Here is a 20,885-nt window from a genome sequence, read left to right as displayed (position 1 = left end):
GCTACCTCGCCTACGCCCACATCGACAACCCCCACACCGACCCCACCACCTACCACCACCAACTCACCCACACCTACGCCCAGGAAACCGGCCTCACCCACCCCACCCTCCCCTGGCACGCCCTCCGCACCCCCATCGCCGACCTCGCCACCACCCTCGCCCACACCACCGGCGCCCTCGGCAAAATCGCCATCGACGTCCAAACCCTCAACCGCACCGAAATCGCCGAACTCACCGAACCCACCACCACCGGCCGCGGCACCTCCTCCGCCATGCCCCACAAACGCAACCCCGTCCTGTCCACCCTCATCCGCTCCGCCGCCCTCCAGATCCCCGCCCTCACCACCACCCTCACCCAATGCCTCCTCACCGAGGACGAACGCTCCGCCGGCACCTGGCACGCCGAATGGCACCTCCTACGCGAAACCCTCCGCCTCACCGGCGGCGCCGCCCACACCGCCGCAGAACTCACCGAAGGCCTCCAACCCCACCCCCACCGCATGCGCACCAACCTCGACCTCACCGCCGGCCAGATCGTCTCCGAACACCTCACCGCCCACCTCACCCCCCACCTCGGCAAAACCACCGCCAAAAACCTCCTCACCCACGCCTCCACCACCGCCCACCACACCGGCCGACCCCTCCCCCACGTCCTCGCCGACCACCCACAGATCACCGAACACCTCACCCCCGACCAACTCACCCACCTCTGCGACCCCACCACCTACACCGGCGCCGCACCCACCCTCGTCGACCACGCACTCGACGAGCGTCGGCCGGCCGGCCCCGCACCCACCGACCCCCCGCACGACCGGCCCTGACCTCCAGGGCCCGATGCCCCCGGCCACCCGGTCGGGGGCATCGGCGCGCTCCGGACCCGTCCGGCGCGCCGCCGGGCGGGGCGCCGCCCGCGCAGCGGTGTGCCGGTAGCGTCCGGAGGTGGGAGCGTGGTGGCAGCACACACGCGGAGCGACAGGAACGGTGGGCGGCCCCGTGGACGAATGGGCGCAGGCGATGCGGCTGCTGTTCCCCGGCTCGGAGTTGAGCCCCCCGGACCGGCGGGCCTTCGAGGCCCTGGACTCGGCCGCCGGCGTCTCGCCCGGCCCGCACCCGGCCGTGACCACGCCCGAGCCGGGGCGGGCGGTGGACCAGGACCGGCTGCCGCCGCTCGGCGCCGACCTGGACGAGCTGTCCCCCGCGGCGCTCGGGATCGTGCCCGAGGTGGTCGAGCGGGTCCGCCGGATCACCCTGCTGTGCGGACTGCCGTTCGCCGCGGTGGCCCGCGATCCGGGCCTGTCGCTGATGCCGGAGTACGGCCTGCCGGGCACCGTCGCGTTCTCCTTCCACCCCTCGCGCCGGCTGGACGACGTCACCGGCAGCCTGGAGGGCGAGCTCGGCCCCGCCATGCCGCTGTGGGAGGCGCTGGTGGGCGGGATGGGTCTGCGGCTGCTGCCCGCGCTGCTGCGGGCCGGCGGCCTGGACGTGCGGCCCGGCTGGTCCGGCGGCGAGGAGCTGATCTGGGGGCTGGCCCGGCCGCTGCCGCTGCCGCCGGCGCTGCCCCAGCCGCTGCCGGCCGGCGCCACCGCGCTGACGGCCGGGCCCGGCCCGGGACCGCGGCTCGACCCGCTGGTGACCGCCCGGGTGCGCCAGCTCGCCCGGCTGTGCACGCTGCCGTTCGCCGAGGAGCCGGACGGCGTCGGCATCCGGCTCGCCCCGGCCACCGGCCACACCGGCCGCACGACCGTCGGCTACCTCGCCCCGCGCCCGCTGCGGGACGCCGCGGCGGTGGATCCGGGCGGCGCGGCGGCCGCCCTGCTGGAGGTGCTGGAGGAGACCACCGACGAGCTGCTGCTCACCCTGCTGACGGCTGCCGGCCTGGATGTCCGGCGCGAGCGGGAGACCCTGGAGCTGGTGGTGCACGGCATCGCCGGCCCACCGCCGCTCGGCCCCTGACGCCACCACCACCGCCACCGTCGCCACCGCACCCCTGGCCGGGACGGCGTCAGGCCCCCGGCGCGGGGGCGGCGCCGGGGGCCTGACGGGCAGGGGTGGGCCCGGGGTGGGCCCGGGGTGGGATCAGTCGCGGATCACCGTCTTGGTCCGCATCAGGAACTCGCCGAGGTAGCTGTCGTGCGGCACCCCCGGACGGATCCAGTAGGTCGGGTGGTCGCCCCGGTAGACGTTGCTGATGCTCGGCTCGTCCAGCAGCCGGTCCACCAGGGCGTCGTCGCCGCTGAGCACGGTGACCACCAGGCTGTCGCGCAGCACAGCCGTCCCCGCCTCGGCCGTCCAGGGCCCCACCCACACGCAGGGGAAGGGGAGTTCGATGCCGGCCTGGTCGGCGTCCGGCCGGTCCAGCTGGTGCACGGCGGGCCGCAGCACGGCGCTGCCGTCGCCCAGCTCGCCGACCACGCCGTCGCCGCCGAGCCAGGCCTTGGTGCCCTTGGCCCGGGCGAGCAGGAACGACTCGATGCCCTGGGCGGCCGCCAGCGGCTGCACCGCGAGCACCGCCTTCTCGTCCTCGGGCGGCAGGCTGGGGATGGTCTCCAGCCGCTCCGCGATCGCCTCGGCCAGCGGGCCCGGGTCGCCCTCCACCAGCACCGTGGTGGCGTTGATGCAGGCCACCCCGCCCTGGTGGCTGATCGAGTCGACGATGGTGTCCAGGTGCTCGCGCCAGTCGGTGTCGGCGGTGATCAGGATCTTCGACCGGCCCGGGCCCTGCGGCAGGATGTTGCTGCCCGCGTACTTGCGGACCACCTCGTCCCCGCCGTAGACCAGCCCGAGGTCCGCCCCGCGCAGCACCTCGTCGGCGCCCGCGTGGTCGGTGGGCAGCAGCATCACCTGGTCGTCGCCGAAGCCGGCCAGCCGCAGCGCGGTGACCAGCCGGTGCGGGGTGAACGGCTCGCGCCGCGAGGGCCGGACGGCGACCCGGTAGCCGAGCGCCAGGGCCTCCAGCCAGAGCGAGTGCGGGCCCGGGTGGTTGCCGGCGGCGTGCACCGCGAACACCTGGCCGCGGCGGGTCCAGACCGCGCTGCCGCGCCGGGTGGCGTCGGAGCGCCAGTCGCTGACCGCCCCGGCCGGCTGGGCCTGGTAGGCGGCGAAACCGGCCTGCTCGGCGGCGTCCTCGATGGCCGCGGTGGCCTCCCGGACGACCGAGATCGGCACCCCGGAGACCCGGGCGACGGTGTGGCGGTACTCCTCGTAGCCGAGGCCGTCGATGGTCTCCTCGGCGAAGATCCGCCCGGCCCGGGCCAGCGCCGCGATCCGCTCCTCGGCCGGCAGGCTGTCGGCCTTGCGCAGGGCGGCCATCGCCCGGGTGACGAACAGCGTGGGGACCAGGCCGAGTTCGGCCACCGGGCGGCCGGTGACGTCGGGCACCACGGTCCGGTTGCGGGACCTGAAGGACCCGTTCGGGCCGAGTGCGTCCAGCGCGATCAGCGCATCGCTCTCCTGCCGGGCCATCTAGTACACCCCCTCGATCACGGTCTCGTTGTCGAACTCCTGGACGGGGGCGATGTCGGCGACCGAGTCGCCGATCTGCCCGGGCAGCGGCTCGATCCGCAGGCCGGTGTCGCGCTCCAGGTTGTTGGGCATCAGCAGGCTCTTGCTGACGTGGTGCATGACCACCTGGCCGCGCTCGCCGTAGCCGACGCTCTCCCCGGTGGCCGGGTCGATCACGCCGAAGCTCATGTACGGCGAGTAGGGGTCGTAGATGCACGGGTCGTCGTCGGTCAGGCCGTGCCGCTCGCTGGCGTTGCCGAGGATCATGGTGGAGCCGTAGCCGCTGTACAGCACGGCGTTCGGGAAGACCTCGGTGCGGTAGAGGTGACGGGTGTCCGGGTCCATCTGGGTGCCGACCCAGTTGATCGCCTTCACCTTCTCGTCCACCAGCTTGGCCAGGTCCTCGCGCCGGGCGATCCGCTCCAGCACCGGCGGGGTGCACATCAGCACCCCGATGTCCTGGGTCTGGAGCAGGTAGCCCACCTGGTCGACGATGTGCTCGGCGTAGGCGCCGGCCTCGGCGACCTTGCCCTCGGAGATCAGCTTCTTGACCCAGCGCGGGTCGAGGTCGACGGTGAAGGACAGGCCGCCGCGCACGGCGGTCTGCTGCTTGATCACGTCACCGACCATGTGCGGGCCGTTGGGCGCCACGGTCAGCCAGTTGACGCCCTGCGGCACGCCGTGGCCGTCCAGCTGGGCGCTGCTCCAGGCGAGCAGCTTGTCCAGCCAGTCGCGCAGCAGCACGATCCGCTTGGGGGCGCCGGTGGTGCCGCCGCTCTCGTAGACGCCGACCACCTCGGGGCGGTCGCCGTAGCCGCGCGGGATCAGGTCCTCGGCGCGCACGTGGCGCAGCTCGTTGGCCAGGTTGGGGAAGCGGGTCAGGTCCTGGTAGGTGCGGATGTCGGTGAGCGGGTCGAAGTCGAGGCCGGCCGCCCGCTCCAGCCAGAACGGCGAGCCGGTCTCGGGGGAGAAGTGCCAGCGCATGGCGGCGCGGAGGAACTCCTCCGGGTCGGGCTGGGCGTCGAAGGGCAGGTCCAGCACCGGATCAGCAGCGGGCGACACAACGGTTCCTTCCAACGGTTCGGGGAGAGCGGGGCCTTGCGGGAGCAGGAGCCTTGCGGGAGCAGGGGGCCCTACGGGCGGTCGGTGCCCGAGGGGTTGTCGATGGCGTAGCGCCAGCAGCCGTCCGGGCCGCGGCGGGCCACGTCGGTGGCGGTGCCCCGGTCGCACACCGGGGTGCCGTCCGGGGCGGTGCCCTCGATCAGGTAGTCGCCGATCAGCAGGGCGAGGTCGCCCAGCACGTAGGCGTGCCGCAGGGTGAGCCGGATCGGGATGCCGAGGGCGAGGAACTCCGCGTTGGCGGCCCGCCGTTCGTCGCCGCTGACGGTGTGGCCGGGGCGGGTGACGAACAGCGCCCCGGGCTCGAAGAGCCGGTCCACGGCGGCCAGGTCGCCGGCGTTGAAGGCCTCGGCGAAGGCGTACGGCAGGTCGGCGGCCTCGGTCGGCAGGGTGCGGGCGGCGGTGGTCATCGCCGCTCAGCCGGTCTGCACGCCGGCGGTCGCGCCGGCGACCTGCGGCGGGCTCGGCAGCCGGTCGAGGCTGAAGCCGAAGTGGGTCTTGTAGGCGGCCAGCACGGCCGCGTCGTCGGCGAGTTCCTCGTTGGAGCGGTCCCGCCCGGCCGCCACCGAGAGCTGGTTGCCCTTGAGGGTGATCCGGCCGTCCTCGGTCCGCAGCGAGCAGAACACGTCCTGAAGGAACGGGGATTCGGGCGAGGTGCGCCACCACCACAGGGTGGGGGCGAAGTCGTCCAGCCGGGTCGGCCGGTCGTCCAGCCGGTACAGCGGCTTGCCGTTCAGGTGGATGTCGACGCCGCCGCCGGGCGCGTCGAACAGCTGGTAGGTGCCGTCCGGGTCCTGCTGCGGCTCGCGGGAGTCCAGCAGCAGCGGGTGCCGGCTGTTGCGGCCGAAGCCGACGTCCACCAGCCAGGTCACGCCGTCGAGTTCGACCTTCAGGGCGAGGTGGCACAGGGCCGGCCCGTAGACCCCGCCCGGGCGGAAGACCCGGCCGGGCAGGATCTCGACCTGGTAGCCGAGCGCCTCCAGCAGGAACGAGAAGGCCGGGTTGACCTCGTAGCAGCCACCGCCGCGGTGCTGCCGGACGATCTTGTCCAGCACCCGCTCGTCCATGTGGATCTGCTCGTCGAGGTGGTAGCCGAGGTTCTCGAACGGCACCGACAGGACGTGCCGCTCCTGCAGGTGCCGCAGGCCGTCGAGGTCGGCCCGCTCGGGCCGCTGGGCGCCGATCCGGCGCAGGTAGTCGTCCACCTGGGTGTCGTCCATCACCGTCTCCTTCGCAGTGGGTGGGGTCTTCGGGGTGTGCGGCCGCAGCTGCGCCGCAAGGGGGTGTGCGGCCGCGGCTGTGCGGCCTGAGGTGTGCGGCTGCGCCGTCACCAGCGCAGCAGGGCCAGGCCCATCGCCATCCCGCCGCCGAACCCGGCCAGCAGGATCAGGTCCCCGGGGCTCAGCTCGCCGGCCCGGGCGGCCTGGTCCAGGGTGATCGGGACGGAGGCGGAGCCGGTGTTCCCGAATTCCTCGAATGTGGTGCAGGTCCGGCCCGGCCCGAGGCCGAGTTCGGCCGAGAGGCTTTCCAGCATCCGGCCGTTCGCCTGGTGCGGTACGAACCGGGCGAGTCGGTCGGGGGAGGTGCCGGCGTCGGCGAGGAATTCCCGGACCGCGCCGGGGACGTTCTCGGCGACGAAGTCGCGGACGCCGCGGCCGTTCATGGTGAAGTAGTGCAGACCTTCGGCGACCGTCCGGTGCGAGGCCGGCAGCCGGCTGCCGCCGGCCGGTACCTCGATCAGCTCGCGGTCGGCGCCGAAGCTGGCCAGCCGGGTGGCGGCCACCTCCCCGCCGCGGGACGGGCCGAGCACCACGGCGCCCGCTCCGTCGCCGAACAGGATGGTGGTCCGCCGGTCGGCCGGGTCCAGGATCCGGGAGTACACGTCGGCGCCGATCACCAGCGCGTGGCCGTCGGTGCCGTGCAGGATCCGCTCCGCCGTGGTCAGCGCGAAGACGAAACCGCTGCACACGGCGTTGACGTCGAAGGCGGCGGTGCCCGGCGCCGCGCCGAGCTCGTCGGCGACCACGCAGGCGGTGGGCGGCTGCGGGGAGTCGGGGGTGGAGGTGGCCACCACGATCAGCGAGATGTCGGCGGCCCGCAGACCGGCGCTCTCCAGCGCGGCCCGGGCGGCGATGACCGCGAGGTCGGAGGTGGCCTCGTCCGGCTTGGCCCGGCGCCGGTTGCGTATTCCGGTCTTGGCGTGAATCCATTCACCGGTGACGCCGGCGGGCTCTCCCACCTCGTCATTGGTGATGACGTGCGCCGGAAGGTACGAGCCGGTTCCGAGTACGGCGATCGCGGCAGAACGCCGGATTTCCCGGTCAATCCCCGTCGTGATCATTGTTGAATTCCCCTCGTTTTCCGCGGGCTCATCCGTCATCGATCGTCCCGTGCCGGGAACTGCCGGAGCAAAGCCCTCGATCCGACCTTGTCAGGTAAATCAATGGGGGTGGTGCCGGCCGCCGCCGGGGCGGCCGGCACCCCCGTCAACCGAGCGCCGGGCCGAGGCCGGCCAGGGCCGCCAGGGCCGCCAGGGCGCCCGGAGCGGCCACGGCGGCCGGGCCGGGCGGCCCCGCGGTGGTGGCCTCCAGGTCGAAGACCAGCCGCTCGGTGGGCGGGTAGCCGATCAGCTCGGCCGCCCGGGTGGGCAGCGGCTGCCGCAGGGCGTCCTCGGACTCCCACAGCTGCACCGCGCCCCAGCGCCCGCGCTCGCGGTCGGCGATCCAGGTCTTCAGCACCAGCCCCTCGACCCCGGCCCAGCGCTCGACGGCCTCCTCCCGCAGGAACTCCCGCAGCGAGTCGACGGTCTGCGCCGAGCCGGCCAGGTCCCACCAGGCGATGACGACCTTCACCGGGCCACCACCGCGCCCGCCCCGAGCACCTCGGCGATCATCGTGCCGACGATCCGGACCCCGTCCTGGGTCAGCACCGACTCGGCGTGGAACTGCATGCTGGCGAAGTGCGGCCCGCGCAGCGCGTGCACCTCGCCGCTCGCGGCGTCCCGGCTGATCTCCACCGTGCCGATCCCGGGGGCCTCGAAGCGGTCGGCCCCTGCGACGGCCGAGAAGGTGTTGTAGTACCCGACCCGCTCGCGGGTGCCGAACAGGTCGATCTCCCGCTGCACGCCCTGGTTGGGCACCTCCCGGCGCCGCAGGTCCAGCCCGAGGGTCAGGCTGAGCACCTGGTGGCTCAGGCAGACCGCGAGGAACGGCCGGCGCTCGGCCAGCAGCCGGCCGACGGCGGCGTGCAGGTGGGCCACCTTGGGGTGCTCCAGGTCGCCGGGGTCGCCCGGGCCGGGGCCCATCAGCACCAGGTCGTAGCCGTCGAAGTCGTACGGCTCGTCGAACCGGCGGACCGTCACCTCCAGGCCGAGCGAGCGCAGCTGGTGGTCGGTCATCGAGGTGAAGGTGTCCTCGGCGTCCACCACCAGCACCCGCCGGCCGGCCAGCTCCGGGTGCGGGCGCTCGCGCTCCGCGTCCGCGGCCAGCCAGAAGCCGGCGATGGTGCCGTTGCGCTGCTCCAGTGCCGCCCGCACGCTGGGGTGCGAGCCGAACCGGACCGGCCCGTCGGCCTCCAGGGCGGCCAGCAGCCCGGCCGCCTTGGCCCGGGTCTCGGCGACCTCGGAGAGCGGGTCGGAGTGGCGCACCAGGGTCGCCCCGACCCCGATCCGCACCCGCCCGCCGGCGTCGATGTCGGCGGTCCGGATCAGGATCGCGGAGTCCAGGCTGCGCCCGCCCCGCTCGTCCCGGCCGATCAGGGCGGCGATGCCGCTGTAGTAGCCGCGGCCCTGCGGCTCGTACTTGTTGATCACCCGGGCGGCGCTCTCCAGCGGGCTGCCGGTGACGGTGGGGGCGAACAGCGTCTCGCGCAGGATCTCGCGCGGGTCGCGGTCGGTGCGGCCCTCGATGAAGTACTCGGTGTGCGCGAGCCGGGCCATCTCCTTGAGGTACGGGCCGACCACCCGGCCGCCGGTGTCGCAGATCCGGGCCATCATCTTGAGCTCTTCGTCGACCACCATGTAGAGCTCGTCGGCCTCCTTGCGGTCGGCCAGGAAGTCCATCACCTCCGGCAGGCTGGGGCCGGCCGGCGGGTAGCGGTAGGTGCCGCTGATCGGGTTCATCACGGCGGTGCCGCCCTGCACGCTGATGTGCCGCTCGGGGCTGGCGCCGACCAGGGTCCGCTCGCCGGTGTGCACCAGGAAGGTCCAGTACGCGCCGGACTCCCGCTGCATCAGGCGGCGGAAGAAGGCGAGGGCGGCGGCCGGCCCGTAGTCGGTGATGTCGGCGACGAAGGAGCGCTTGAGCACGAAGTTGGCGCCCGCCCCCTGGCCGATCTCCTCGGCGATGACCCGGCGCACGGTGTCCGCGTAGGCCTCGTCCGAGATGTCGAAGTGCCCGCCGCCGAGCTGGATCCGCACGTCCGGGATCCGGGCCAGCACCTCCTCGACCGGGACGGCGGCCTGCTCGGCGACGGTCATCGCGATCAGCGGCGTGCCGTCGTCGGCCGCCTCGAAGCGGCGCTCGGCCAGTTGCCGGTACGGCACCAGGACCAGCACCTCGTGCTGCCCGGCCGGGCCGGTGTCGGACAGCGGGATGTCGGCCAGGGTCGTCGGCAGCGAGACCTCGCCGGCCAGCACGTCGACGGTGCCGGGCCCGGCGGTCTCCGGCCGGTGCAGCAGCGCGAAGGCGGGCGCGCGCCCGGCCAGCACTCTGCTCAGCAGGTCGGTCACGGCAGGATCTCCTTCGCGGTGCGGACCACGGCGCAGCGCTGGGCCGCGTACTCCAGCGCCATCCGGTGGTGGTCCTGGGAGAAGTCGGCGACGGCGTCGGCGACCAGGAAGGGCTGGATGTCGTTGGTGAAGGCCTCCACCGCCGTCATCAGCACCCCGACGTGCGCGTAGACGCCGCAGATCACCAGCTGGTCGCGGCCCGCGGCACGCATCCGCTCCAGCAGGTCGGAGCGGAAGAAGGCGCTGTAGCGCCACTTGGTGAGCACCCAGTCCCCGGGGCGCGGGGCCAGCGGGTCGACGATCAGCCGGTCGGCCGGGTCGACCCGCATGCCCGGGCCCCAGAAGTCGGCGAGCAGGCCGCGCTCCTCGGGCGACATGCCGCCGGGCTGTGCGGTGTAGGCCACCGGCACGCCGAGCGCCGCGAGGCGCTCGCGCACCAGGGTGGCGTTGCGCACCAGTTCGTCGCCCGGCCCCTCGGCCGGCAGCGGTGCCAGGAAGTAGCGCTGCATGTCGTGGACGAGCAGGACCGCGCGGTCCGGGTCCACCGTCCAGTCGGCGATGTTGGCGGGCAGTTCCCCCGCGGTCGGCATGGGGTACGGCGTGATGGCGGGGATGCCCGCCCGGGGCCGCTGTGCGGGGGACTGCGTTGCATGGGTGAGAGTGCTGCTAGGCACCGAGACTCGCGCCTCCGTCCACGGTCAGGTCGTGCAGGGTGATGTGGCCCGCCTCGTCCGAGAGCAGGAAGGCGACGGCGTTGGCGACGTCCGTCGGATCGGCGAGCTTGCGCAGCGGGATGCCCACCCGGTACGCGTCGGGGCGGCCCTCGATGGTGCCCGCGCGGCCGGAGTCGTCCTGCCACATCGAGCTGAGCATCGGGGTGTCGGTCGAGCCGGGGGCCACCAGGTTGCAGCGGATGCCGTGCTTGGCCACCTCCAGGCCGAGGCTCTTGGTGAAGAGCGTGGCGGCGGCCTTGGAGGCGGCGTAGGCGGCCATCTCGCTGCGCGGGGTGACGGCGGCGTTGGAGGCGACCGTGACGATCGCGCCCCGGCCGCGCGGCACCATCCGGTTGACCACCGCGCGGGACACGTGGAAGACGCCGTTCGCGTTGACCTCGAAGGTGGTCCGCCAGTCCTCGTCGGTGAAGGTGCGCACCTCGCCGAGGCGCAGCACGCCGGCCGCGTTGACCAGGTACTCGATCGGGCCGAGCCGCTGCTCGACCTCCTCGACGGCGGCGTCCACCGAGGCCGAGTCGGTGACGTCGGCCGGGAAGGCCACGGCGTGGATGCCGTCGGCGGCGAGCTTCTCGACCAGTTCGGCGAGGCGTTCGGCGTCCCGGTCCACGGCGGCCACCAAGGCGCCGCGTAGGCCCAGGGCCCGGGCGACGGCGGCGCCTATGCCGCCGGCCGCGCCGGTCACCAGGGCTGTCTTGTTCTCCATGGGTCGGACCTCCCTACGTGCCGGTCCCGGTTGGCGGGCCGGCTGGTGTGGTTGGGGATGTCCGCGATCCGTCGGTCAGCCATGCCAGGCCAGGGCCACGGACATGGCCTGGACCGGGTTGAGCCTCGGGTCGCAGAAACTCGTGTACCTGGCCCCGACCCCGTCGACCGCGGAGGCGTCGGCGACGCACTCGGTGACGTCGTCCGGGGTGGTCTCCAGGTGCAGGCCGCCGGCGGTGCCGCCGGCCGCGAGCACGGACTGCTGGAAGCCCTCGACCTCGCGGACCACGGTCCGCAGGAAGCGGGTCTTCAGGCCGTCCGGCGCGGTGACGGTGTTGCCGTGCATCGGGTCGGTGAGCCAGATGACCGGGTGACCTGCGGCCCGGACGGCCCGGACCAGGGCGGGCAGCTTGTCGGTGACGGCCTCGGCGCCCATCCGGGCGATCAGGGTGAGCCGGCCGGGCTCCCGGTCCGGGTCGAGGATCTGACACAGGGCCAGTAGCTCGTCGGGGGTCATGCCGGGGCCGACCTTGCAGGCGACCGGGTTGACCACCCGGGCGAGCAGCGCGACGTGGGCGCCGTCCAGCTGCCGGGTGCGCTCGCCGATCCACGGGAAGTGGGTGGAGGCGAGCAGCAGCTTGCCGTTCTCGTCGCGCCGCACCAGCGGGAGCTCGTAGTCCAGCAGCAGCGCCTCGTGGCTGGTCCACACCGGCGGGCAGATGGTGGAGCGCTGGGCGGGGTCGAGCCAGCCGAGGTGGCCCATCGCCCGGGCGGCCGCGCGGTAGCCGGCCAGCAGCCGCTTGGGGTCGGGCCGGCGGGCGCCCGGGACGGGCTCCGGGCCGTTGACCATGTGGCCGCGGTAGACCGGGAGTTCGACGCCGTCGACCAGTTCGGTGTGGGCCGACCTGGGCTTGCCGAACTGGCCGGCCATCCGGCCGACCCGGACCACCGGCTTGAAGGTGGCCATCTTCAGCACCCCGGCCAGGGCGTCCAGCAGCCCGGCCTTGCGGGCGACGTAGTCCTCGCCGCACTCCGCCGGGTCCTCGGCGCAGTCGCCGGCCTGGACCAGGTGCGCCTCGCCGTCGGCCACCTGCGCCAGCAGGGAGCGGAGTCTGCGGACGTCGTCGGCCTTGACCAGCGGCGGTTCGGCGGCCAGGGCCTGCTTCACCCGCTCCAGCTCCTCGCGGTCCTCCCAGAGCGGTTGCTGGAGCGCGGTCCGCGAGGCGGTGAGTTCGTGCAGGTCGTCGTCCAGTTCCCGCAGCGCGGGATGGGTTCTGATGTCGAGCAGTGCGTTGTCCACTGGTATCTCCATGGTGAGGTCGCGGGTGCCGGCGAACCGGTCCGCCGGCCCGCGTGGTACCGGAACAGAACGGAGTGCAGGGTGTTCAGAGGGCCTTGAGGCCCCGGACGAGCCCGGCGACGTCGGTGACCCGGCGCGCCTGGTAGGCGATGGCCGCGAGGTTCTCCTCGTGCACCTGGCCGGGCTTGTTGCGGGAGACCGCGCTGCTGCCGTACGGATTGCCGTTGTTGGGCTGGAACAGCACCGGGTCGGTCGAGCCGTTGGCGACGATCAGCGAGCCCCAGTGGCAGAAGGCGTTGTGCAGCGCCAGGATGGTGGTCTCGTGGCCGCCGTGCGGGGCCGAGCCCGAAGTGAAGGCGGAGACCGCCTTGTTGGCGAGCCCGCCGGGGATGGACAGCGGAGCGGTGGTGTCGATGAACCGGATCACCGCGGGGGCCGGCAGGCCGAACCGGACCGGCGAGCCGATCAGGATGCCGTCGGCCCAGTCGAGGTCGTCCAGGGTGGCTTCCGGGATGCCGTCGGACGCGGCGCGCAGGTCGGCCGCCGCCTCCTCGGTGCCGGGGACGAAGGTCTCCTCGGCGGGTTGCGGGATCCTCCGTAGACGTACCTCGGCGCCGGCCTGTTCGGCCGCCTCGGCGGCGGCCCGGGCCAGCCGGTGGACATTTCCGGTGGACGAGTAATAGATGACAGCGACGTTTGGCATGACCGGTGTACTCCCCGACGCGGATGGCTGCTCGTTTTGCCGATCCTGTTCCGGCCGGGGCGGGGCGGCCAATGCGGTACGGGGCACTCCGTCAGGTGACGGATACTCCATCAGGTCGATCCGGAACTATCCGCCCCGGTTGGACCTGACAGGGAATTCCGAAGCGCACCAAGGACGGGCAAATGGCCGCCTATCCTCATGCCGTGAGTGCCGCATTACGGGACTACGGCACCGGACTGGGAGCAGTGATCCAGCCTTGAAAGAATCGCCGCTGGCACCAGCGAATCAGCGTCATCTGAGGCAGCTTGTGGCGGAGGGCGTCTCGCCGTGGCTGGACGGCGTCCACCGCGGCCTGCTGGTCTCCGGCGCGCTGACCAGGCTGGTGGCGCAGACCGGGGTCCGGGGTGCCACCTCGGACCCGCTCGCGCTGGCCGACGCGCTCGCCCACGGCACCGCGTACCGGGAGCAGTTGCTGCGCCTGGCCCACCACCGGGTGTCGGTGGACGGCGCGGTCTGGGCCACCTCGGTGTGGGATCAGCGGCTGGCCTGCGAGGAGTTGCGCCAGGTCTTCGAGTCGACGCACGGCTACGACGGCCTGGTCTCGATGGACCTCGACCCGCGGCTGGCCCACGACGCGGCCGCGACCGTGACGGAGGCCGTCGAGCTGGCCCGGGCCGTCGGCCGCCGCAACGCGCTGGTGAAGATCCCGGCCACCACCGCCGGACTCAGCGCGATCCGGGACTGCGTGGGCCTGGGCATCGGCGTGCACGCGACCGAGATCTACTCGGTGTCCCGCTACACCCAGGTGGTGGCGGCCTACTTCGACGGGCTGGAGATCGCCCTGGCGTCCGACCACCGGCTGTCGGGGATCGCCTCGGTCGCCTCGCTGCCGGTCGGCCGGGTCGACGCCGAGGTGGACGGCCTGCTCGGCGAGCTCGGCAGCGAGGACGCCCGCGCCCTGCTGGGCCAGGCCTCGCTGGCCGCCGCCCGGCTGCTCTACCGGGTGTACGAGGAGCACCTCGGCGGCGAGCGCTGGCGCACCCTGCGGGCCGCCGGGGCCCGGCCGCAGCGCCTGATGTGGACCGACACCGCCCGGGCGGGCCGGCCCCGGCCGGGCACCGGCTACGTGGAGTCGCTGGTCTCCTGGGGCACCGTGAACGCGATGTCGCTGCCCACCCTGGAGGACGCCGCCCGGCACAGCACGCTGCGCGGCGACACCCTGATGGGCCAGCACGAGGCGGCCCAGGCGGTGCTGGACCGCCTGGGCCGGCTCGGCATCTCCTACGACGCCGTGGTGCGCCGGCTGGAGGCCGAGAGCGTGGGCCGGCTGACCGACTCCTGGCTGCTGCTGCGCAGTTCGGTGGCCGAGCAGCTGCGGATGGTCGCGGTCAGTGCGCCGGTGCCGCAGCTCTGTCCCGGCTCCGCACCGTCCCCACCTGGTCCGGCCGCGCTGCCCGACCGCTGAGCTGACGGCCCACCGGGAACTCGGCACCGGCCAGCGCCACCATCGGGGCCGCCTTCACCGCGGTCTCCAGGAACTCGCCCTCGGGGTCGGAGAGTGCGATCACCGCGCCGCCGACGCCGTAGCGCACCCGGCCCGGGGTGGCCACCACCGTCCGGATCACCACGCTCAGATCGGCCGCGCCGGTCAGCGAGAAGTAGCCGATCGCCCCGGAGTAGACCCCGCGCGGCCCCTGCTCCAGCCGGTCGATGATCTGCATGGTCCGCCGCTTGGGCGCACCCGTCATCGAGCCGGGCGGGAAGGCGGCCCGCACGCAGCTCACCGCGCTCTCCTGCGGCCGCAGCCGGGCCTGCACCACGCTGACCAGCTGGTGCGCCTTGGCGTAGGACTCCACCGTGAACAGCTCGGTGGCCCGCACCGAGCCGATCTCGGCGCACCGGCCGAGGTCGTTGCGGACCAGGTCCACGATCATCAGGTTCTCGGCCCGGTCCTTCTCGCTGGTCCGCAGCTCCTCGACCAGCGCCCGGTCCTCCCGGTGCGAGGCACCGCGCGGCCGGGTGCCCTTGATCGGACGGGACTCCGCCAGCCCCGTGCGGTCCACCTTCAGGAAGCGCTCCGGCGAGGTGGAGAGCACCGCCAGGTCGCCGAAGGACAGCAGCGCGGCGTACGGCGCCGGGCTGATCCGGCGCAGGTAGCGGTAGCCCTCCCAGGGGTCGAACGGACCGGGCGCCTCCAGCATGTTGGTGAGGCAGACCTCGTAGCTCTCGCCGGCCTCGATCTCCCGCAGGCAGGCGTCCACCAGGCCGAGGTACCCCGGCTGGTCGTGCCGGGCCGTCAGCGGGCCGAACGGCAGCGGCGGACCGGCCAGGTGCAGCCGGCGGCCCTCGGTCAGCGCGAGCCGCTCGGCGGCCAGGTCGAGCCAGGCCTGCGCCTGCGCCTCCCCGCCCTCCTCGGCGAGCGCCAGCAGGTGGCTGGTGCCGGTGGCGTGGTCGAGCACCAGGGCGCGGCCGCTGAAGGCGAGCACGGCGTCGGGGGTGTCCGAGTGGTGCGCGAGGTCGCCGCCGCACTCGGCCTTCAGCTCGTACCCGAGGTAGCCGACCCAGCCGAGGGCGAAGTCGAAGGGCAACTCCGGGACCTCGGTCCGCAGGTCGCGCAGGTCGCGGTCGACCCAGTCCAGGAACGGGCCGGGCACCACCTCGGTGCCGGTCGGCGCGTGGACGGTGACGGTGCCGCGCTCGACGTCGGCGACGGCCACCCGGCCGAGCGGGCCGGAGGCGTCGCCCATCACCGAGAACCGCCCGGCGTGCTCGTCCGGCCGGCTGCTGTCCAGCCAGTAGGCGTACGGGCCGCCGCGGAACAGCCGGTCGAAGGCGACCTCGTCGTCCCAGCGGGTCGGCATCGCCCGGGTCAGCACCCGCAGCCGGCGGCGCGGCAGGAAGCGCTGCTCCGGCTCGGGCGGCACGCGGTGCGCGGGCCGGGTGACCCGGCCGGTGCGCCGGTTGTGGTCGGCGGCCAGCCGCAGGAAGTTGGCGAGCAGCAGGCGGCCGTCGTCGCCGCCGATCGACTCGGGGTGGAACTGCACGCCCCACAGCGGAAGATCCCGGTGGCGCAGGCCCATCAGCAGGCCGTCGTCCGTCCAGGCGGTGGCCTCCAGCAGCGGCGAGAGCTGCTGCACGGTCAAGGAGTGGTAGCGGACCGCGTCCAGCGGCGAGGGCAGTCCTTCGAACAGGCCGGTGCCGTCGTGGTGCACCGCCGAGTTGCGACCGTGGAAGGGCTCGGGCGCGCGTTCGACCCGGCCGCCGTGCAGGGCGGCGATCCCCTGGTGCCCCAGGCAGACGCCCAGGACGGGCAGCTCCCCCTTGGCCAGGATCTCCGCGCAGATCCCGAAGTCGGCCGGGCGGTCCGGGCTGCCGGGGCCGGGCGAGATCACCACCGCGTCGAAGCCGGCCAGCTGCTCGTAGCGCCAGTCGGGGTCGTCGTTGACCACCACCACGGGCTCCTGCCCGCCGACCTCGGCGAGGTGGTGGAAGAGGTTGAATGTGAAGGAATCGTAATTGTCGACCAGCAGGATGCGCACGCCACTCTCAGACTTCACAGCCGCTCCCGCTCCCGCTCGCCCACCCGCGGACGCGGCACCGAGGCCTCGCGCTGCGCGGGCACGCTGTCCTCGCGCGGCGCCCAGGCGGTGACCTCCAGCAGCATGTGCTCCACCTCGTACTCGCCCTCCTGGACCACCACCCCGTGCAGCATCCGCAGCCCGCGGCCGGCCTGGCCGGCCAGCCGCAGCAGGCTGACCAGGTCGCCCCGGGTGGAGAAGTGCAGCAGCACCCGCCCGCCCGGGCGCAGCCGGTCCGGCGCCTCGGCCAGGAAGCGGCGGTGGGCCCGGTAGCCGGCGTCGACGTAGGCCCGCTCGTGGACGTGCTCGTAGTGGTAACCCTCCGGAGCCATGACGTAGTTGGAGCTCCAGAAGATGGTGTCGAAGCGCTCCTCGGGATCGAGTGCGGCGAACAGGTCGCTCTGCACCGCGCGGACCCGCCCGCCCACGCCGTGCCGGGCGGCGTTGAGTTCGGTGTTGCGGACCGCCGCCGGGTTGATGTCGGAGGCGACCACCCGCTCGCAGCCGGCCAGCGCCGCGGCCACCGCGATCACACCCGCGCCGCAGCCGATCTCCAGCAGCGAGCCGGTCCGGGTGCCGGGCAGCCCGCAGGACAGGCCGAGGAGATCGAGGGCGATCCCGGTGGACGGCGAGTCCGTCGGCGCGAACACCCCTTCCAGCAGGTCCCACTCGCGCTGCTGGAGCCGGAACGTCGAGCGACCGTCCCGCCGCAGCCGGGACATCCGGCTACGCTCCAACGAGCGTCTGTAGTCCGTGACCTCCAGCATCAGCTTCCCCTCCTACGCACACCGACTGATTCCCGGCCCACTGGCGCTCGGGCAACTCAAGCCTCACTCAAGGGGTGCTGTAGCGAAAGGTGATCCGGCAACACACTCGGTGACGGATGGCGGTGGCCGGGGCACCAGTGGGCGCGCCACATACCCCCCTCCGCGCTTGACTCGCGGTTGACGAAGAGCTCGGCCTGCACTTACCTTCCGGTATGCGGGCCGTCACACTGAATGACCGCAATTGGGGGAGAGGCGGGGAGGATCGGTGTTGCAGGGGCGTACCGAGGCGGCCGCATTCAGCGTTCTCGAGTACCTGGCCGGCGAAGCTCCGGCCCAGCAGTTCGAGGACCTGGTGGAGGAGGCCCGGCTACGGGGCAGCACCGGCGAGGAGCTCGAACGGCTCGAACGCCTGAAACAGCTCGCCCTGAACATCCGTTCCCAGTCCAAGCGCCGCCAGCAGCGCGAGGCCGGGCTGTCCGCGCTGGTCGACACCGCCCGTGACCTGGCGATGCCCTACGACCTGGACACCCTGCTGAAGGTGATCACCCGCCGGGCCCGGCTGCTGATCGGCGTCGACATGTCGTACATCAGCTTCCCCGACGCCCAGCAGGGCTACATCTACGTCCGCACCTCCGACGGCCACACCTCGACCCTGAGCGTCGGCCTGCGCCTGCCGGACGGTTCCGGCCTCGGCAGCAGCGTGCTGGCCAACCCGGCGCCGTTCTGGACCCCTGACTACCTGTCGGACGAGCGGATCAGCCACACCCCGGCGATCGACGACACCGTCCGGGCCGAGGGCCTCCACGCCATCATGGGCGTGCCGCTGAGCCATCGCAACCACCCCTTCGGCGTCCTCTACGTGGCCGACCGCAACATCCGGCACTTCACCACCGACGAGATAGCCCTGATGAGCTCGCTCGGCGACCTGGCCGGGGTGGCGATCGAGAAGGCCCAGCTGCTCGACCAGACCAGCGCCACCGTCACCAACCTCGAACAGCACACCTCCGAGGCCGAGGACGGCCTGCAGCTGGCCACCGAGCTGAGCGAGCTGCACACCCGGCTGATCGACCTGGCGCTGAGCGGCGGCGACCCGCACTCGCTGGCCCGCGAGGTGTGCAAGCGGCTCGGCGGCGCGATCCGCATCTACGCGGCCGACGGCACCGTGCTCACCTCCGCCTCCGACATGCCGGAGCGCGACGAGAACGCGGTGGTCCTCGCCTCGATGGACGCGCACGCCTCGCGCGGCCCGGTCCGGCTCGCCGACGGCACCTGGGTGGCCCCGGTCAGTGCCGGCACGATCGGCCTGGGCACGCTCTTCCTGCGCACCGACTCGCCGCTGGCCGACCGCGGCGAGCAGCTCACCCGGCTGGTGGCCCAGGCGGTGGCGATCCCGCTGCTGCTGGAGAGCAGCCGGACCGCGATCGCCGTCGGCCACGTCCGCGACGAGCTGCTCGACGAGCTGCTGGCCAACCCGCAGCGTCCGCCGCAGCAGCTGATGCTGCGCGCCCGGCGGCTGGGCATCGACCTGGGCAAGCCGCACGTCGTGGTGGTGGCCCGGCCGGAGGGCGAGGCGCAGGGCAAGGTGGCCACCTGGGCCTCGCTGTACGCCCACCGGATGAGCGGCCTCAAGCGGGTGCAGAACGGCCTGGCGGTGCTGCTGCTGCCCGGCACCGACCCGAGCGCCGCCGCCCGCGCGGTGACCGAGGAGCTGACCCCGCTGCTCGGCCACCCGGTGACGGTGAGCGGGGCCGGCCCCGCGCTCGACCCGACCTCGGTCTTCCACGGCCACCAGGAGGCGCTGCGCTGCCTGGACGCGATGACCGCGCTGGGCGCCACCGGCCGCTCGGCCTCGGCCCGCGACCTCGGCTTCTTCGGCGTCCTGCTGGCCGACAACCACGACGTGGACGGCTTCGTCGACACCACCATCGGACCGGTGCTGGACTACGACCAGCAGCGCTTCACCGAGCTCGCCCGCACCCTCAACGCGTACTTCGAGACCGGCAACAGCCCCACCTACGCGGCCCAGAAGCTGCACGTGCACACCAACACGGTGGCCCGCCGGCTGGAGCGGATCAGCGAGCTGCTCGGCCCCGACTGGCAGAAGCCCGAGCGGGCCTTCGAGATCCAGCTGGCCCTGCGGCTGTCCCGGATCCGGCAGGTGCTGCTGGACCGCCGGGAGGCACCCGAGGACACCGGGCCGGGCGACCGGCAGCTCTGAGCACCGGTCAGGAGGCATACCGCAGACCGCTCTCACCGGCGCCGCGGCCCAGCATGGCCACCGCGTGCGCCGTCGAGGCGAGCGTCACATGCCGGTGCCAGCCGCTGAACGACCGGCCGGCGAAGTCCCGGACGCCCACCTGGTCGGCGATCTCGGTGAAGTCCCGGTCCACCCGGTCGAGCAGCCGGCCGAGCCGCAGCAGCGCCGCCGGCTGGACCTCCACCAGGTCGGTCAGCCACAGCTCGGTGGGCCAGCGGCGGCCGGGCGCGCTCACCCCGAGCAGCAGCAGCTCGTCGCCGCGGATGCCGCGTACCGGGACGGCCGGGCGCACCGGAGGCCCGGGCAGCCGTACCTTGACCCCCGCCACCAGGCTTGTCCTGGGCGTTCCCGCGGTGGTGTGGTCGGACCACACCACCGGACGGCGCAGATCGCGGGCGGCGCCCATCAGCTGCTGCGCGGGGCGCAGTTCGACCGGGCGGCCGCCCCCGCCGGCGCCGGCCAAGGCCAGCGGCAGGTTCCCGTTGATCCGCACCAGCAGCGGGGTGGGCAGCGCCCGCAGCCGCCGGATGATCCGGCCGGCGTCGGCGTCGCCCGCGTCCGCCACCACCGGGCGCATCGGCAGGCCCCAGCGCGAGGTCATGCCGCGGAAGGCCTCCACCGCGCAGTCGCCGAGGCTCTCCGCGTCCACGCCGTCCGGGATCGAGGCCTGGCTGCGCCGCGGCCGGTCGTCCAGCCAGGCCTGCGACAGGTGCAGCCGCCAGTTGACCGGGAAGCTGGACTCCGCCGAGGCGGCCCAGACCCCGATCGCCTGCTGGGCGTTGAGCACCTGGCCGAGCGAGGGGATGAATCTGCGGTCCACGCCGACCGAGTGCTCGCCGGCCTTGGGGATCACGGTCGGCCGCAGCACCCAGGCCTGCGGCGGGGCGATCCGGGCCAGGTGCTGGGCCAGCGCCTGGCGGACCGGACCCCAGTCCCAGGTGGAGCTGGCGACGAAGTGGTGCAGGCTCTGCTCGGCGGCCGCCCCGCCGACCACCGTGGCGATGTTCCTGATCGACTTGCGCCCCTGCGCGCCCAGCAGGCCGCGCACGTAACTCACGCCCTTGCGCCGCTGGTCGGCCCGGGGCAGGGAGGCGAGCACCACGGAGCACAGCTCCTGGAGCATCACATCGTGGTTGGGGTCGAAGGCCGGAGTGTGGACCGGCTTCGGACCTGAGGACTGTGTCGTACCTGGATACAGGGCAAGACCGCTCATCGGATCCCCCTCAGCTGGAAGTTGGCTGTACCGCGCCGCCTTTCCAAGCTAGGTCGGCAGACCCGTCCGGCTAAGGTGCGCTCGTCACCCGGTTCCACCCGCCGATGGTGGCCCGGCCACCACCCCCGCTCCCACCGCGCCCGCAACCTCGGCCGATCGGCCCGCGGTGGTGTGGTGGGCCCACCACCCGCGCCGCTCAGCTGCGGGGTGTCGATCAGGAAGCGCAGCGCCGCGACCTGGTCCGCCAGCGAGATCACGCTCCAGTACTGCTCGCCGGAGCCG

18 protein-coding genes and 1 pseudogene are annotated in these 20,885 nt (G+C 73.5%); 4 read left to right on the top strand and 15 right to left on the bottom strand.

The window, feature by feature from the left end; translation table 11 throughout:
- Together AB0K43_RS30375 and AB0K43_RS30370 are read left to right on the top strand one after the other, a co-directional pair.
- Positions 1-821 (top strand): lyase family protein (locus tag AB0K43_RS30375; protein WP_363645439.1); only part of this gene is annotated, 821 nt, incomplete at its 5' end.
- 172 nt (positions 822-993) lie between these two features.
- On the top strand, positions 994-1,953 hold the full coding sequence (locus tag AB0K43_RS30370) for a hypothetical protein (protein ID WP_363645437.1): 960 nt from the start codon (positions 994-996) through the stop codon (positions 1,951-1,953).
- Positions 1,954-2,076: 123 nt separating this feature from the next.
- On the opposite strand, the gene AB0K43_RS30365 is transcribed toward AB0K43_RS30370, so the two are convergent.
- From AB0K43_RS30365 to AB0K43_RS30315, 11 genes are all read right to left on the bottom strand, one after another.
- Positions 2,077-3,462, bottom strand: coding sequence for an aldehyde dehydrogenase family protein (locus AB0K43_RS30365; protein WP_363645435.1), 1,386 nt, complete (start codon positions 3,460-3,462; stop codon positions 2,077-2,079).
- Entirely contained in the window at positions 3,463-4,563 is a 1,101-nt protein-coding gene (locus AB0K43_RS30360) for a phenazine antibiotic biosynthesis protein (protein ID WP_363645433.1), read from the bottom strand.
- A 71-nt stretch (positions 4,564-4,634) separates the two neighbouring features.
- On the bottom strand, positions 4,635-5,030 hold the full coding sequence (locus AB0K43_RS30355; protein WP_363645431.1) for a DUF4440 domain-containing protein: 396 nt from the start codon (positions 5,028-5,030) through the stop codon (positions 4,635-4,637).
- 6 nt (positions 5,031-5,036) lie between these two features.
- Entirely contained in the window at positions 5,037-5,840 is an 804-nt protein-coding gene (locus AB0K43_RS30350; protein ID WP_363645429.1) for an arylamine N-acetyltransferase, read from the bottom strand.
- 107 nt (positions 5,841-5,947) lie between these two features.
- On the bottom strand, positions 5,948-6,961 hold the full coding sequence (locus AB0K43_RS30345) for a beta-ketoacyl-ACP synthase 3 (RefSeq protein ID WP_363645427.1): 1,014 nt from the start codon (positions 6,959-6,961) through the stop codon (positions 5,948-5,950).
- Positions 6,962-7,106: 145 nt separating this feature from the next.
- Positions 7,107-7,472, bottom strand: coding sequence for a hypothetical protein (locus AB0K43_RS30340; RefSeq protein WP_363645425.1), 366 nt, complete (start codon positions 7,470-7,472; stop codon positions 7,107-7,109).
- Complete coding sequence (locus AB0K43_RS30335; protein WP_363645423.1) at positions 7,469-9,349, bottom strand: anthranilate synthase family protein; 1,881 nt, start codon at positions 9,347-9,349, stop codon at positions 7,469-7,471. The genes AB0K43_RS30340 and AB0K43_RS30335 overlap by 4 nt, the downstream gene beginning before the upstream one ends.
- The gene (locus AB0K43_RS30330) at positions 9,346-9,939 is read right to left on the bottom strand and encodes an isochorismatase family protein (RefSeq protein WP_363645421.1); all 594 of its coding nucleotides are present in this window, start codon (positions 9,937-9,939) and stop codon (positions 9,346-9,348) included. The genes AB0K43_RS30335 and AB0K43_RS30330 overlap by 4 nt, the downstream gene beginning before the upstream one ends.
- A 76-nt stretch (positions 9,940-10,015) precedes the next feature.
- A complete protein-coding gene (locus AB0K43_RS30325) occupies positions 10,016-10,786 on the bottom strand; it encodes a 2,3-dihydro-2,3-dihydroxybenzoate dehydrogenase (protein WP_363645419.1) in 771 nt (256 codons plus the stop codon).
- A 75-nt stretch (positions 10,787-10,861) separates the two neighbouring features.
- The gene (locus AB0K43_RS30320) at positions 10,862-12,037 is read right to left on the bottom strand and encodes a 3-deoxy-7-phosphoheptulonate synthase (RefSeq protein ID WP_363645443.1); all 1,176 of its coding nucleotides are present in this window, start codon (positions 12,035-12,037) and stop codon (positions 10,862-10,864) included.
- Positions 12,038-12,170: 133 nt separating this feature from the next.
- On the bottom strand, positions 12,171-12,788 hold the full coding sequence (locus AB0K43_RS30315) for an NAD(P)H-dependent oxidoreductase (protein WP_363645417.1): 618 nt from the start codon (positions 12,786-12,788) through the stop codon (positions 12,171-12,173).
- Between the two features lie 307 nt (positions 12,789-13,095).
- Here AB0K43_RS30315 and AB0K43_RS30310 point away from each other — a divergent pair, with 307 nt between their 5' ends.
- Positions 13,096-14,253 (top strand): transaldolase family protein, encoded by a 1,158-nt coding sequence (locus AB0K43_RS30310; RefSeq protein ID WP_363645415.1) that lies wholly within the window; start codon positions 13,096-13,098, stop codon positions 14,251-14,253.
- On the opposite strand, the gene pabB is transcribed toward AB0K43_RS30310, so the two are convergent.
- The gene (pabB, locus tag AB0K43_RS30305; RefSeq protein ID WP_363645441.1) at positions 14,177-16,327 is read right to left on the bottom strand and encodes an aminodeoxychorismate synthase component I; all 2,151 of its coding nucleotides are present in this window, start codon (positions 16,325-16,327) and stop codon (positions 14,177-14,179) included. The two genes, AB0K43_RS30310 and pabB, sit on opposite strands and share 77 nt — an antisense overlap.
- A gap of 14 nt (positions 16,328-16,341) precedes the next feature.
- Complete coding sequence (locus AB0K43_RS30300) at positions 16,342-17,133, bottom strand: methyltransferase (RefSeq protein ID WP_363645413.1); 792 nt, start codon at positions 17,131-17,133, stop codon at positions 16,342-16,344.
- 268 nt (positions 17,134-17,401) lie between these two features.
- On the opposite strand from AB0K43_RS30300, the gene AB0K43_RS30295 reads away from it, so the two are divergent.
- Positions 17,402-19,351 (top strand): helix-turn-helix domain-containing protein, encoded by a 1,950-nt coding sequence (locus AB0K43_RS30295; RefSeq protein ID WP_363645411.1) that lies wholly within the window; start codon positions 17,402-17,404, stop codon positions 19,349-19,351.
- A gap of 7 nt (positions 19,352-19,358) precedes the next feature.
- On the opposite strand, the gene AB0K43_RS30290 is transcribed toward AB0K43_RS30295, so the two are convergent.
- Entirely contained in the window at positions 19,359-20,603 is a 1,245-nt protein-coding gene (locus tag AB0K43_RS30290; RefSeq protein ID WP_363645409.1) for a transposase, read from the bottom strand.
- A gap of 191 nt (positions 20,604-20,794) precedes the next feature.
- Positions 20,795-20,885 (bottom strand): annotated as a pseudogene (locus AB0K43_RS30285) (epimerase); the annotation flags it as partial.

The organism is Kitasatospora sp. NPDC049258, from assembly GCF_040678895.1.
Taxonomy (GTDB): Bacteria; Actinomycetota; Actinomycetes; order Streptomycetales; family Streptomycetaceae; genus Kitasatospora.
The sequence above is the reverse complement of the archived record's forward strand: the minus strand, read 5'-3'. Positions and strand labels throughout refer to the sequence as shown.

Bases quoted from the DNA above. Each gene is read 5' to 3' on its own strand.
- AB0K43_RS30365 (WP_363645435.1), bottom strand. From the start codon at position 3,462: ATGGCCCGGCAGGAGAGCGATGCGCTGATCGCGCTGGACGCACTCGGC.
- AB0K43_RS30355 (WP_363645431.1), bottom strand. From the start codon at position 5,030: ATGACCACCGCCGCCCGCACCCTGCCGACCGAGGCCGCCGACCTGCCG.
- AB0K43_RS30350 (WP_363645429.1), bottom strand. From the start codon at position 5,840: ATGGACGACACCCAGGTGGACGACTACCTGCGCCGGATCGGCGCCCAG.
- AB0K43_RS30345 (WP_363645427.1), bottom strand. From the start codon at position 6,961: ATGATCACGACGGGGATTGACCGGGAAATCCGGCGTTCTGCCGCGATC.
- AB0K43_RS30330 (WP_363645421.1), bottom strand. From the start codon at position 9,939: ATGCCGACCGCGGGGGAACTGCCCGCCAACATCGCCGACTGGACGGTG.
- AB0K43_RS30325 (WP_363645419.1), bottom strand. From the start codon at position 10,786: ATGGAGAACAAGACAGCCCTGGTGACCGGCGCGGCCGGCGGCATAGGC.
- AB0K43_RS30315 (WP_363645417.1), bottom strand. From the start codon at position 12,788: ATGCCAAACGTCGCTGTCATCTATTACTCGTCCACCGGAAATGTCCAC.
- AB0K43_RS30300 (WP_363645413.1), bottom strand. From the start codon at position 17,133: ATGCTGGAGGTCACGGACTACAGACGCTCGTTGGAGCGTAGCCGGATG.
- AB0K43_RS30290 (WP_363645409.1), bottom strand. From the start codon at position 20,603: ATGAGCGGTCTTGCCCTGTATCCAGGTACGACACAGTCCTCAGGTCCG.